Genomic DNA, 13,521 nt, shown 5'->3' with positions numbered 1-13,521 from the left:
CTAGTGGCAAGTGGTGGCCATCACGGGGTGCCCCGGATTGGTGGTCCGATCGACGTACTTATGGCAATGCAGCTTCAGATTCGAATTGATCATCGGCCGCGTCGGCTGAACGCGGGGCGGCGTCGGGATCGGGTGATGGATCACCGTTTTCGAGCCGGCGAAGTTGGAATTGCCGATCGGTCCGGCCTGCGCGAGCGAGGCGGAAGCAAGGCTGGCTGCGGCGGCGGCAAGGGTGATGACGGATACATAGGTGGTGCGGGAAAGCATTGGGAAGCTCCTGGTGTTTGGGGACTGTCCAGGCCGCGACCTCGAATGCGAACTGACCGCCGTTTGTCGCATCCAGCGGGCAACGGGTTCTATGCGATGGCGGTGAAAGGGGGTGTTTTTGTGCGCTGCGACGATTTGGCAGGTTGGGGCTATGACGGGCATTCATCGTCGTCCCGGCGAAGGCCGGGACCCATAACCACAGGGTGAAGTTTTGCGAATGGTCTCTGCTACCGAGCCTCTATCGAGAGATCACGCGGTATGGGTCCCGGCGTTCGCCGGGACGACGGCAATTACTTCTTCTGTTGCCGCCGCGCCGCCGACGCCGCATCGACGACGTTATCCACCTCTTCCCGCCAGCTCGTAATCTCGGCCGCAAGAATCGGATGGTTAAATCCCTTCAAATTGAGATCGTCGATCGGGTGGCCTTCCACCCAGGGCTCGACCATGCCGTAGACGCGCCTGCTCACCACGATCTGGTTGGCCTTGGCTTCGTCGCACAGGCGCGAGGCGAGGTTGGTGACGCTGCCGATCGCGGCGTATTCCAGCCGCTGCTCGAAGCCGATCTGGCCCAATGTCGCGTAGCCGAGCGCAATGCCGATGCCGAAGCCGAGATTGTGGCCGCGGTTGCGCCATTTCTCGGTCAGCGCGCCCACCGTGTCGCGCATCTCCACGCTCATCTTCACCGCGCGCTTGACATGGTCCTCGAACTGGATCGGCGCGTTGAACAGGATCATCACGCCGTCGCCGGCATAGCGGTCGAGCGTGCCTTCGTATTTGAAAATCAGCGCGCCGAGCGCGGCGTGATACTCGCGCAGCACGTTCATCGCCTCTTCCGGCTCGGTGGTCTCGGTGAACGAGGTAAATCCGCGCAGATCGCAGAACACGACGGTGACTTCGCGGCGATGGCTGTCGAGCAGCCCTTCATGGCCGTCGCCGGAGGCGATCAGCTGCGCCACCTGCGGCGCCAGGAAACGTTCGAGGCGGCGGATGCGTTCGATCTCGCCGAGCTGGGTCTCGACCCGCTCCTCCAGCGACTTGTTCCAGTCCTTGAGCTGGTCGGTCTGCTCCTGCAGCTTGTCGGCCTGCTCGCGCACCGTGGAGTTCGCCATCTCCAGTTCGCGGCTCTTGTGATCGACTTCGCTGAACAGCCGCGCGTTGCGCATCGCGAGCACGCTCTGGTGCGCAAAGGTTTTCATCAGGCCGATGAGGTTGTCGGAAAACTCGCCGGCGTTTTGCCGCAGCACCACCAGCGATCCCAAGATGCCCTGCTGGTCGACCAGCGGCACGACCAGCACCGAATGGAAGCCGGCCTCGACCACGACGTCGCGCAGCGGATGATCCGCCGTCGCATCGAGATCGGGGATCGCGATCGGCTCGCCCCGCGCGGCGGCTTCGCCGAGCGGCGAATTGTCGGCCTCGATCGCGAGGTGCTTGCCTTCGGCCGCCTTGTCGATACCGATCGATTCGGAGAGGTTGAATTTGCGGTTCGCGGCGTCATAGCCGTAAATCAAGACCGCGTCGGCATGGGTGATTTCGAGCGCGCGGGCGGCGACCGTCGGCAGCACGGCGTTGAGGTCGAGCGAGGAGGACACCGCGCGGCCGACCTCCTCGAGGACTTTGAGCTCGTTGATCGACTGCGCCAGATCCCGCGTCCGCTCTTTCACCTTGGCCTCGAGGCCGGAATAGGTTTCCGCAAGCTGGCTCGCCATGCCGTTGAACTGGTCGGCGAGTTCTTCCAGCTCGTCGGATGTTTTCACCTCGATGCGGTGGCTGAAATCGCCGCCGCCGAGCCGATGCGCACCGGCGCGCAGCGCGTTGATCGGCACCAGCATCCGCCGCGCCATGACGGTGCCGGCGATGATCGCGGTCACGAGGCCCATCGCGATCAGAAGCGCGATGCGCATCAGTTGATCGCGGATCGGCATCAGCGCCTGCGCCGTCGGCTGCTCGAAGAACACGAACCAGCCGATCCGCGGCACCGCGCTCACCGTCGTCAGCACGTCGTTGCCCGCAATGTCCGTGCCCTCCGACAGCAGCGAGCCCTTGATGGCGGCGACCTGCGGCAGGCTTGAGACGTCCTTGCCGATTTCGGGGCCCTTCGACGAACTCGCCAGCACCTGGCCCTTGCTGTCGACGATATAGGCAAAGCCTGTCCTGCCGACCTCGGTATCGCCGAAGAAGTCCTGCAGGAAGGTAAGATTGATTTCGGCGACCGTGACCTGGGAGTCCGAATGCGGCAGCGAGATCGACGTGAACGGCCGCCCGTCCCGGAAATAGGGCGTCGCAAAGCTGGTGCCGCGGGACGCGGACTCGGTGAAGCGCAGGTCGCGGGAGAAATCGGCGTTGCTGCCGTAGTGGACCGTCTGGCGCGTGAGGCGGAGCTGCTCGCGGCCCTGGGCCGACAGCAGCGTCAGCTGGCTCACATAGGGCACCTGGGTGAGCAATTGCGCATAGTCGGCGCGGCGGTCCTCGATCTTGTAGGAAGAGGTCCGCGTCACCCAGTTGATCTGCCGTTCGAGGTCCGACATCGATTGCTGGATGCGCTTGGCGGTCGCTTCCGCCTTCTCCGACATGCCGTCGGTCAGCGAAGACTTGATGCCGCGGTAGCTGATCCAGATTTCCATCGCGCCGTTGACGGCGAGCACGAACACGACAAGGCCGACCAGCGCGACGACGTATTTCGCGAACAGGCCCTCACGCAGGAACCAGACTTTGTCCTTGACGGCGCTCACATCCACAACCCTCGAGCGCCACGCATCTTGCGCGCGCATCGGTTTTGCCGTTGGCGGCATTCCCCGGCCGGGAGCCGCCGCGGTTGGGCCTGTTTAGCACGATTTGAGAGGCCGAGTCGGTGGCCTATCCCACACATGGTTAGCCCCGACTTTGGGCGGATATCACCCAAATTCGTCATGCCCGCGCATAGGCGAGCGAAGCGACGCCGTCCCTCGGGCGGCTATGCCCGGCCATGACGGGGCAAAACTCAGCGATTAAACAGCTGCCGCAAGACGTCGTTCATCGGTTGGCTGTCCGCTTGCGGAGCACCGTCATTTTGCGCGATCGGGGCGGCGGGCGCCGCGGGTTCGGCATCAGCGGGCTGCTGGCCGGGAATCGGAATGCTGCGCGGGCTGTTCGGCCGCGGGGCGGCTTGGCCGGCACTCCCTTGAGCGGGTCTGCCCTGACCGCCTTGACCGCCATTCAGACCTTGCTGCAGCAGATTGCCAATGGCCTCGCCCAGCTGGCCGCCGAGCGGATCGTTAGGCCTGCCGCCGCCCTGGCCACCCTGTCCCCCCGGCTGGCCGCCGCCGAGCAGTCCACCCAGAATCCCCTCAAGCCCGCTGCCTTGCTGGCCACCCGGTCCGCCCGGTTGTCCACTCGGGACACCCTGTTGTCCGCCGAGCAGGCCGCCGAGGGCGGAGCCGAGGCCGCCGCTATTGGGACCGAACAGCCCCTTGCCCATCTCCTTGAGCTTGGCATAGGCGGCGTCGGGATTATCCAAAATGCCCTGCATGTCCGGATAGATTTTCGGCGCGCCCCACGGCCCCTCGATCATCACGGGAATGCCGAACCCGACCGGCTCGTTGGCGCGGCCCTGGCCTTCGGTGGTCATCACGAGCTTTGGTTCGACGCGGAACCCGATCTGCTTGGTGTCGAGCGCAATGGTGCCGACGCCCGTCATCCGCACCAGCGGGCCGACCAGATTGAGATCGGTGGTGACGGCCTGCCCCTTGTCGATCTTGAACGACGCCGAAAGCTGCGACAGATCCGTCGACTGTTCCTTGCCCTCCTGCCAGCCGGACAGGGTGCCCGAAGTGAGCGAGCGGATCATCTGGGCGACGTTGAGGCCCTTGATGGCGCCGTCCTGGAACACGACGAACGCGGTGCCTTGCAAGCCCGCCATGATCGCGCGCTGGTTGTTGCCGGTGGAGCGCACGCTGATCTTGGTTTGCATCTTGCCGTCGAGCTTGTCGAAATCGGCCAGGCTCCTCAGCAGCGGCAGCGCGCGCACGCCGGTGAGATCGGCCCGCAGCGCAAATGAAGGATTGGCGGTCGAGGCGTCAATGGTGAGATCGCCATTGCTGTTGCCGTCATAGGCGCCGAGATTGGAAACTTGCGTCTTCAGCACGCCGCTGTTGAGCGTGACCTCGATCGCCGCCGGCGCGAAACGCGCGTCGCCGATATTGAGCGCCGCCGCGGAGATCCGCGCCTGGGCGTCGACATAATTGAGGCCATTGAGGTTGATCGTGGCATTGCTCCAGGGCTGCGCCGCCGAACCGCCGTCACCACGGCCGATCGCGACATCGAGCCGCTGAAAATCGAGATCGAGCTTCACCAGCGGCTTGCTTGCGGTATCGACCGAGGCCCAGCCATTGAACGCGCCGTCGCCGAGCGTGCCGGTCAGGCCGTTGATCATCACCACCGGGCCGTTGAGCCGGACCTCCGCCTTGCCCGACAGCTGCGCCTGCAGGATGCCGGGCGCGTCGATCTTGAATTCGGTCGGGATGTTCTGGCGTTCGAGCGGCGGTGCCGGAGCCACCGCCTTGATGTCGAATTTCAACCCGTGCTCGCCGGCGCGCGCATTGCCGGTCACCCGGATCTTGCGGTCGGCATCGATCGTCATGTCGGCGTTGATGGTCTCGATCTTGTTCTCGACGCGGTCGCGCAGATTGGAAAACACGATCGTGCCGCCGGTGACGCTGACATGCTCGATCGTAAAGGCCTCGCCCTTGATCGCGGCGGCCGGCTTCGACGGCGGATTGATATCTTTGATGCGTTCGCGCTGCAGCGGCAGGTTCAGCACCGGACGAACGATGACAAGTTCGGTAACTTGCGGTTTGCCGGACCACAGGCTCGTCAGTGTCACGTCTGCCTGGATGCTGACCGCGGTGAGGCGGTGGTTGATGTCGCGATCTTTCGGATCCTGCAGCGCAACGTCGTTCAGCGTGATGTTGAGCGACGGCCAGAGCCCGACCCTGGTTCCGCCGTTGATGGTGAGCTTGTAGCCGGTCTCGCGCTCGACCCGTTCCTGGATCTGCGACGTCATGAAGCCGGACGGGATGCCGATCACGAGCAGCAGCGCGATGATGGCGATCACGGCGCCGATGGCGACTCCGGCGAATTTCAATGCTCTCATTTCGACTTTCCAGGCCGGGCAAACGGCATCGGTTTCGGCCGCGCCCGATGGGGCGCAGCCGGACAAGCGAGCTTATCCCGGAAGGGGACATCGCTCAAAGAAGCCAAAATTATTCCAAGGCTACTGCAATGCTATGTGACTTATGACACACTTCGGTCGGGGTGAATCTTGCTAGGGCCTTTGGGGACGGTTTTGGGATCGAACTGGAAGGCAAACCAATGAGCAAACAGGCCGAATTTGCGGTCATTTTGAAGATGAACCCGATGTTCGCGGACCTTGGCGCCGACGAGCTGCAGCGAATCTCCGGACTCTGCCACACCCAGCAACTGGGGCTCGGCGAGATGCTGTTCCAGAAGGGGGACCCCGGCGACGCCCTTTACGGGGTCCGCCGCGGCCAGATCCGGATCGAGACCGGCGCCTCCGACGGCAGCCGCCTGACCCTGAACTTCATGGGTTCGGGCGATCTCTTCGGCGAGGTTGCCGTGCTCGACGGCCAAAGCCGCACCGCGGACGCCACCGCCGGCGAGGCGACGGAACTGTTCGTGCTCCGGCGTGAGGATTTCCTCGCCTTCCTCGAACGTGAGCCGAAAGTCGCCATCAAGATCATCACGCTGCTGTGCCAGCGCATCCGCTGGCAGAGCGAGCGGATGGAAGAATCCATGCTGCAGCCGCTGCCGGTGCGGCTGGCGCGAAGGCTGGTGGCGCTGGCTGCCGATTTCGGATCGGAAGTGCATATTTCGCAGGAGCAGCTCGGCGTGTTCGTCGGCGCCGCGCGCGAAAGCGTCAACCGTCAACTGCAGGCCTGGCGCAAGGACGGCATTCTGGACCTGCAGCGCGGGCGCATCCTGCTGCAGAACCTGAACAAGCTGACGACGGTGGCGCGCAACGAGTAGGGCCTGATCGTCAGGCCCCGGCGGTTATTTCCTTGATCAGCGCCGTATCGGCGAACTCCACGAGTTCGATGATTTTTCCGTCCTGGAATTTGAACAGGTCGGCGACCTCGGTCGTGAAGGACACGTCTTTCGGTACAAATCGTACCGTGAGCCGGGAGTGCACCGCCGCGCGGTCGCCGTCGGCGATAAAGCTGATAATGTCGCGCTTGACGAACTCGAAGTGGCCGATGAAGGCAGTCATCGCTTCCCGAATGTTCGGATGACTGCGAACGGCTCCGGCCAGCGCGAGTGCCTTCGGTTCCCCGGCAAGCTCGAAAACCGCCTCAGCGTGGAACGCTGACATGAGGCCGTCGATATTGCCACCATCGCGATCCGCATAGGCTTGTGCGACAAATCTTCGCATTGTTTCGCGATCTGCCATCCCACCCTCCCTGAAACCGTTGGTTGAATGCGAGCATAGCACTCGCTTCGATGCTGGCAACAGCACGAGTCGTAGGGGTGAACAGGGCGATACAAGGGTCTACAAGGCGTCGCCGGCGCCTTCGACCGTCGGACTTATCAGGGGGCGTGTCTGGCGCGCCTCACTTCGCCGCGGGCGACATCGCCGGCGGGACCGGCGGCGGCCCCTTGGCTGGAGGCGGTGCGGTGTGATGACCGCCCGGCGGAACATCGTCGCTCTCGGCTTCCGAGGCCAACAGCAGCTTGCCGTAGCGCCAGATCAGCGCGCCGAGATCGTCCATCATCATGAACATCGCCGGCACGAACACCAGCGACAGCACCGTCGAGAACAGCAGGCCGCCGATCACGGCGAGCGCCATCGGCGAGCGGAACTCGCCGCCGGCGCCGAATGCCAGCGCTGACGGCATCATGCCGGCCGCCATCGCGATGGTGGTCATGATGATCGGACGGGCGCGCTTGATGCCGGCGTCGATGATCGCAAAATCGCGCTTGTTGCCTTCGCGGATCGACTCGACCGCGAACTCCACCAGCATGATGGCGTTCTTGGTGACGATGCCCATCAGCATCAGGATGCCGATCCACACCGGCGTGGTCAGCTGCTTGCCGGTCAGCAGCAAGGCTGCGATCGCGCCGCCGATCGAAAGCGGCAGCGAGAACAGGATGGTGATCGGCTGCAGGAAGGTGCCGAACAGCAGCACCAGCACGGCGTAGACCATCATCAGGCCGGCGGTGATGGCGGTGGCAAAGCCGTCCGACAATTCAGCCAGGCTTTCGGCGTCGCCCGACGGGCTGACCTTGACGCCCTTCGGCAGGCTCTTCATCACGGGCAGGTCGTAGATCATCTTGGTGGCGTCGCCCAGCGCCGCGGTGCCGACGAGGTCGGCTGCGACGGTGGCCTGCCGTTCCCGGTCGTAACGGTTGATGCTGGTCGGGCCCTGGTCGAGCTGGATGTCGGCGACGACAGACAGCGGCACGCCGCCGCGCTCACCGCGCTGGCCGAGCGGCACCCGTAATTGCTGCAGCATCTGCAGGTCGCCGCGCGCGCTGTCCTCGAGCTGGACGCGGATCGGCACCTGGCGGTCGCCGGCATCGAACTTGGCGAGCGCCGGGCCGACGTCGCCGATGGTGGCGACACGGATGGTTTGCGACAGGCTTTCGGTGGAGACGCCAAGCCGTGCCGCCAGTTCGGCCCTTGGGCGAATCCGAAGCTCCGGCCGGTCGAGCGATGTTTCCGAGATCACGTTGGCGATGATCGGAATCCGCTTCATCTGGGTCGCGAGTTCGTTGGCGACGTTGCCGACGATGTTGCTGTCGATGCCGGTCACGACGAGCGAAATCGCACGCAGGCCGTTTTCATCGAGGAACCAGAACCGGATGTCCGGGACGTTTTCCAGCTCCTTGCTGATATCGAGTTCGAGCAGGCGCTGGGTGTGCTTGCTGTCGCGGTCTTTCTTCGGCGTGTAGTTGATGATCAGCGCGGCGCGCCGCACTTCCTGCGTTCCCGGCGGCACCCGGCCGCCATCGACGAATATGCTCTTGATCTCCGGGCGCTTGCGCAGGCGCTGGACGATTTCCTCGGTCACCTTCTCGGTGTAGGCGAGTTGCGAGCCTGGCGGCAGCTCCATCGCCAGCAGCGAGCGCGCGGTGTCCTGCGCCGGCAGGAAGCCCTGCGGCAGCAGCGTGATGCTCCAGATCGAGGCGGCAAATATCGCAAATCCGGCCAGCACGGTGATGAAGTAGTGTTTCACCGACCATGTCACGAGCCTGGTGTAAGCCTTCAGCAAGCGCCCGGGCGGCGGGTCCTCATGCGGGTGATCTTTGAGGAAGTAGGCCGCCAGCACCGGCGTGACGAAGCGCGCCGCCAGCAGCGAGAAGAACACCTGCACCGACACGGTGATGCCGAATTGCTTGAAGAACTGCCCGGCGATCCCGGACATGAAGCTCGCCGGCGCAAAGATCGCGATGATGGTCAGCGAGATCGCGATCACGGCGAGGCCGATTTCGTCGGCGGCTTCCAACGCGGCGCGGTAGGGCGTCTTGCCCATCCGCATGTGGCGGACGATGTTTTCGATTTCGACGATGGCGTCGTCGACCAGAATACCCGTCGACAGCGTGATGGCGAGGAAGCTGACGAGGTTGAGCGAGAAGCCGAGCAGATCCATCACCCAGAACGCCGGGAAGATCGACAGCGGCAGCGAGATCGCGGCGATGATCGTGGCGCGGATGTCGCGCAGGAACAACAGCACGACGACGACGGCGAGAATAGCACCCTCGAACAGGGTCGAGATCGCCGCCTCGTAATTGCCCTTGGTGAAATCGACTGAGGTGTCGATCATCTTCAGGTCGACGTCGGGATAGGCCGCCTTCAGCGCATCGATGCGTTTTTGCACGGCGGCGGCGACCACCACGTCGCTGGCGCCCTTCGAGCGCTTGATGCCGAGCGCGACCACCGGCTCGCCGTTGAAGCGGGCAAAGGTCCGGCGATCGGCGATGGTGTCGGTGACGGTGCCGAGATCGTCGAGCCGCACCTCGCCGCCGCCGAACAGCGGGATCATGGTGCCGGCGAGTTCGTTCAGCGTCCTGGCGCCGGCCAGGGTGCGGATCGCCTGGTCGTTGTTGCCTATACCGGCGCGGCCGCCGGCGAGGTCGACATTGGTGCCGCGCAGGATCTGGCTGACATTGACGGCGGTCAGCCCCGAGGCCTGCAACCGGTCGGGATCGAGCGAGACCAGGATCTCGCGCTCGACACCGCCGATGCGCTCGACCTGGGCGACGCCGCGGACACCCTGCAGCGCGCGCTTGACGACGTCGTCGACGAAATAGGAGAGCTGCTCCGGCGTCTTGCCCGGAGAGATCGCGGCATAGGTGACGATCGGCAGGCCGATCACGTCGACGCGCTGGATCAGCGGTTCGGTGACGTTTTGCGGCAGACTGGCGCGAACGCGGGTGACGGCGTCCTTGATGTCGTTCAGCGCGCGGTCGGTGTTGGTTTCGAGCGCGAACTGGATCGTGGTCAGCGACAGGCCGTCGGTGATCGACGAGGAAATGTGCCGCACGCCCTCGACGCCGGATACGCCGTCCTCGATCGTCTTGGTGACCTGAGATTCAAGCTCCGACGGGGCCGCGCCGAACTGCGAGACCGCCACCGAGATCACGGGGATGTCGGCGCTCGGCAGCCGCGTGACCGCGAGCTTGGTGAAGCTGACCCATCCCAGCACCAGAAGGATGATCGAAAAGACGATGGACGGAAGCGGGTTCCGGATCGACCATGCCGAGATGTTCAAAGCCATTATCGTGTCCGCGTGCGCTCGAGTTCGTCGGCAAACATGGTCTTGATCTGGTCACCGTCATGCAGCGAGGTGCCAGCATCGGCCACGACGGTTTCGCCGACGGCGAGGCCTTCAAGAATTTCCGTAGAGGTGTCCGACGTCAGGCCGACCCGGACTTTTCGCGTCTCTATCCTGTTGTTCTCCTTGACCACCTGCAGGGTCAGGCGGTCGATGGCGGTACGCGGCACCGCGACGCCACAGCTGCGCTTGGCGTCGATATTGGCGCGGGCGAACATGCCGACCTTGAGCGAGGGATTGTTGTTCAGCGATATCCTGACCTTGCCGAGTTGGGTGGCGCGGTCGATCTGCGGCGAGATTTGCCTGACCTTGCCGACCAGATCGGGCGCGTCGTCGCGGCTGATCCGCACCGTGGCGCCGGGATTGAGCTTGAGCAGATGCACGCTCGGCACTTCGGCCTCCAGCTCGATCTCGTTGTTGATCGAAATCCGGAACATCGGTCCGGCCTGCGGCGAGGCCGGCGCGCCGACGGCGGTCCTGACTTCGGTAACGAGGCCTGGGCCAGGCGTGCGCAGCGATATCGGTCCGGTCCTGCCGCCCGGAGCTCCCGGCTGCTGCGGCGGCGCGGTCAGGCGTGCCAATTCCTGATTGTCCGCCACCATGTCGCCTTCGCGGACGAAGACATCGGTGACCCTGGAGCCTTCCTGATCGACGCCGACCTGCGCTTCGCGGCGCGGCACGATAAATCCGGTGACCCGCACCATGTCGGAGAAGCAGGCGTTGGTGGATTTGGTCACGATCACCAGCGCCTGGCTGGGCGCATCCTTGGGCTCGGGACGGGAGCGGTGCTCGAACCAGTAGTAGAAGCCACCCACAACAACAACGAACGCTACTCCGAGCGCAGGTTTGAGGTATTCGGAGAGTTTCATCGCCGGATCAGTCCAGACTGGAAGTCAAATGAAGCGGGGTGCATCCGGTTCACCGAAAAATCACAATGAACCCAAAACAAAATGCGTCCCGCAAGGGTGCTGCGGGACGCATTGTAGCCGGAAAATCTAGGTCAACGCCACGCCCTACTTGAACAGGCTATTTGGACGCAGTGGCCTTGTTTTCCATGTTCACAACCTGCACGCGGCGATTGGCTTCTGCCATCGGCTGGTTCGGGTCCTTCAGCTTGCTCTTGCCGTAACCGACGGTCACCAGATCGGTGCCGTTGATGCCGTATTTGTCGACCAGATAGCGCTTGATCGCGTCGGCGCGCCGTTCGGAAAGGTCCTGGTTGTAGCCTTCGCCGCCGGCTGCGTCGGTGTGACCGGCGACCACGAAGGTCGAGCCTTTCAGGTCGGAATTGGACAAGGCGCGGCCGAGCGCCTGAACCGATGCCAGTGATCTCGGGCTGATATCGGCCGAGTTGTAGTCGAAGTTGATTTCCAGATCGATCTTGGGCTTGTCCTTGACGATCGCGGCGATCTCTTCACGCTCGCTGAACGACAGCGACCGCGTCGAGCGGCCGCGGATTTTCTGGACGAATTGTCCTTCGGCGGCAACTGCGGCCTGATCAACCTGCTGCGGACCGACCGACAGGCCGCGGGTCAGCGGCTTCTTTTCCGGCGCCAGCGCGCGGAGGATCTGATCCTCGGTCACGTTCTTGTCCTTGGCCTTCTCCTCGGCAACCGCGCTGGCCATACCAAAGGAAAGTGCGGCTCCCAGCGTCGCGATCGAAAGGATTCCGGTCAGGGTCTTCGTTCCAGAGCTCTGTGACATTACCAGTCCCTCCTGCGCGTGGTTCCAAAACGTGATTCAAATGAGCTGCCGGACCAATCCGGTCGCGGCCTATTACGGTTAGTCTAGCCGCCCGCCTGCCGGTTCGAGGAGGTTGGCACTTAGCGTCAAATAATCGTCACTGTACCCCGTAATCGGCGAATTCCTTAACGATATTCGGATCCATCGCCTTGGCGTTGCTGATATCCAGATCGCCTTCCGGGATCGAGCCGTTGCGCTTCTTGGCAACGCCCCGTCCGTACAGCGACGAGGTCAATCTCGGGTTAATCTTCAGCGCGGCGTCGAAGTCAGCAATTGCATTCTTGGTCTGTCCGCTCTTGAGGTTGACGAGGCCGCGGCTGTCCAGCGCATCGACGAAATTCGGCCGCAGCCGCAGCGCCTCGTTGCAATCCTTCAGCGCGGCCTGCAGGTCGCCGATGACCGTGCGGGCCCAACAGCGATTGTTGTAGGCTTCCACATCCTTCGGGTTGAGCCGCAGCGAATTGTTGAAGTCCTTGATAGCGAGTTCGTAGGCGCCCTTGCTGGCATAGACCTGACCCCGCCGATACAGCGCGGCCCCATCGTCGGGGTTGTCGTTGAGCCTGGCCGTGAGGCTCTTGATCGTCGGATCATCGGCGAGCGCCGCGATCGCCGTGTTGCTCTCGGTCGGCTTGGCCGGCGGAGCGGGCGGCGGGATTGTGACTTCGATCTGTTTTGGCGGCTGCGGCAGAGCGGGCGGCTGCGGCGGTGCAGGCGGCGGCGGTGCCGGCGTCGCAATGGCCACCTGGGCTCCGGCGGGAGGAGGTGCCGGAGCAGGCGCCGGTGTCGGAGCGGGAGGAGGCGACGGAGCGGCGGCGACCGGGGCCGGGGAGGGCGTTGCTGCGACCGGCGGCGGGGAGGGGGCGGCGACGACTGGAGGCGGGGCCGGCGGTGGGCTCGAAGGCTTCGGCCCTGCACCACCCGGAATGAAGGAGAAATCCTCGGCCAGCGACGACGAAATCCACGGCACCTGTTCCTGGCGCGAGGCGCGGGTGACGCCGACCCGGGTGCGATTCAAAGTTTCCTCGGCCATCAAATCGGGGGTGCGGATTTCCTTGAGCAGTTCCCGCACGAACAGGCTGCGATCGCTGCCATTATCCGAAATGACCGACGAAAGGGCCGCCGAATACATCACCAGAGAGCCGTTCGGCGCAATCACCGGCGCAAGTCCGGCGGAAAAACTGCGGAACCGGCGCTCGAACGGATTGCGCCTGGAGGCGTCGACCAGGGCGATCTTGACGCCGGCGCCGCGGCTGTTGATCTCGCCCAGCACCATCTCGAGGCTGAAGCCGTCGCGGCGCACGTCGGCCTCGGCCCAGATCTGCGCGTCGACCGGGATCATGTAGCTCTGGCGGTTCGCCTGGATGCCGAAACCCGAGAAGAAGATCAGGGCGACCGAGCCGGGCTTGATCTTCCCGTACAGGCGCTCGAAGGCCCGGCGCATGCCGTCGCCGGTGAGGTTTTCGCCGATATCGACGTTGAAGCCATCGCGCTTGAGTTCTTCGGCGATATCGCGCGCGTCGTTGATCGGCTCTTTCAGCGGCGCTTCGGCGTCCGGATATTTCGAATTGCCGATCACCAGCGCAAAACGCTCGCCGGCCCCGAACGACGGGGCGATCGACGCCACGGAAAAAATCACTGTGAGCAGCAATGCAAGGCGGATTTTCATTATCACCGCAGTCCA

Annotated in this window: 9 protein-coding genes; 1 reads left to right on the top strand and 8 read right to left on the bottom strand. The window is 64.0% G+C overall.

The features are described from left to right. The 3 genes from JQ567_RS00125 to JQ567_RS00115 all read right to left on the bottom strand — a co-directional run bounded on the left by JQ567_RS00125 (nucleotide 1) and on the right by JQ567_RS00115 (nucleotide 5,398). Complete coding sequence (locus JQ567_RS00125) at nucleotides 1-267, bottom strand: hypothetical protein (protein WP_212436929.1); 267 nt, start codon at nucleotides 265-267, stop codon at nucleotides 1-3. A 290-nt stretch (nucleotides 268-557) separates the two neighbouring features. Then, nucleotides 558-2,999, bottom strand: a complete 2,442-nt coding sequence (locus JQ567_RS00120; protein ID WP_312017322.1) for an adenylate/guanylate cyclase domain-containing protein — start codon at nucleotides 2,997-2,999, stop codon at nucleotides 558-560. 248 nt (nucleotides 3,000-3,247) lie between these two features. Next, nucleotides 3,248-5,398 carry an AsmA family protein gene (locus tag JQ567_RS00115; RefSeq protein WP_212436927.1) on the bottom strand — a complete coding sequence of 717 codons (2,151 nt, stop codon included), beginning with the start codon at nucleotides 5,396-5,398 and terminating at the stop codon, nucleotides 3,248-3,250. A gap of 218 nt (nucleotides 5,399-5,616) precedes the next feature. Here JQ567_RS00115 and JQ567_RS00110 point away from each other — a divergent pair, with 218 nt between their 5' ends. Further along, on the top strand, nucleotides 5,617-6,291 hold the full coding sequence (locus JQ567_RS00110; protein WP_192735671.1) for a Crp/Fnr family transcriptional regulator: 675 nt from the start codon (nucleotides 5,617-5,619) through the stop codon (nucleotides 6,289-6,291). Between the two features lie 10 nt (nucleotides 6,292-6,301). Here the strand turns inward: JQ567_RS00110 and JQ567_RS00105 are convergent, their stop codons facing one another. From JQ567_RS00105 to JQ567_RS00085, 5 genes are all read right to left on the bottom strand, one after another. Continuing rightward, on the bottom strand, nucleotides 6,302-6,712 hold the full coding sequence (locus JQ567_RS00105; RefSeq protein ID WP_212436926.1) for a nuclear transport factor 2 family protein: 411 nt from the start codon (nucleotides 6,710-6,712) through the stop codon (nucleotides 6,302-6,304). Nucleotides 6,713-6,872: 160 nt separating this feature from the next. After that, nucleotides 6,873-10,040, bottom strand: a complete 3,168-nt coding sequence (locus JQ567_RS00100) for an efflux RND transporter permease subunit (protein ID WP_212436925.1) — start codon at nucleotides 10,038-10,040, stop codon at nucleotides 6,873-6,875. Continuing rightward, nucleotides 10,040-10,966, bottom strand: a complete 927-nt coding sequence (locus JQ567_RS00095; RefSeq protein ID WP_212436924.1) for an efflux RND transporter periplasmic adaptor subunit — start codon at nucleotides 10,964-10,966, stop codon at nucleotides 10,040-10,042. Before JQ567_RS00095 ends, JQ567_RS00100 begins: the two co-directional genes overlap by 1 nt. A 157-nt stretch (nucleotides 10,967-11,123) precedes the next feature. Beyond that, the gene (locus JQ567_RS00090) at nucleotides 11,124-11,801 is read right to left on the bottom strand and encodes an OmpA family protein (RefSeq protein ID WP_212436923.1); all 678 of its coding nucleotides are present in this window, start codon (nucleotides 11,799-11,801) and stop codon (nucleotides 11,124-11,126) included. 136 nt (nucleotides 11,802-11,937) lie between these two features. Next, the gene (locus JQ567_RS00085) at nucleotides 11,938-13,506 is read right to left on the bottom strand and encodes a caspase family protein (RefSeq protein WP_212436922.1); all 1,569 of its coding nucleotides are present in this window, start codon (nucleotides 13,504-13,506) and stop codon (nucleotides 11,938-11,940) included. Nucleotides 13,507-13,521 lie beyond the last annotated feature (15 nt).

The organism is Bradyrhizobium sp. AUGA SZCCT0431 (assembly GCF_018131065.1).
GTDB lineage: Bacteria > Pseudomonadota > Alphaproteobacteria > Rhizobiales > Xanthobacteraceae > Bradyrhizobium.
The sequence above is the reverse complement of the archived record's forward strand: the minus strand, read 5'-3'. Positions and strand labels throughout refer to the sequence as shown.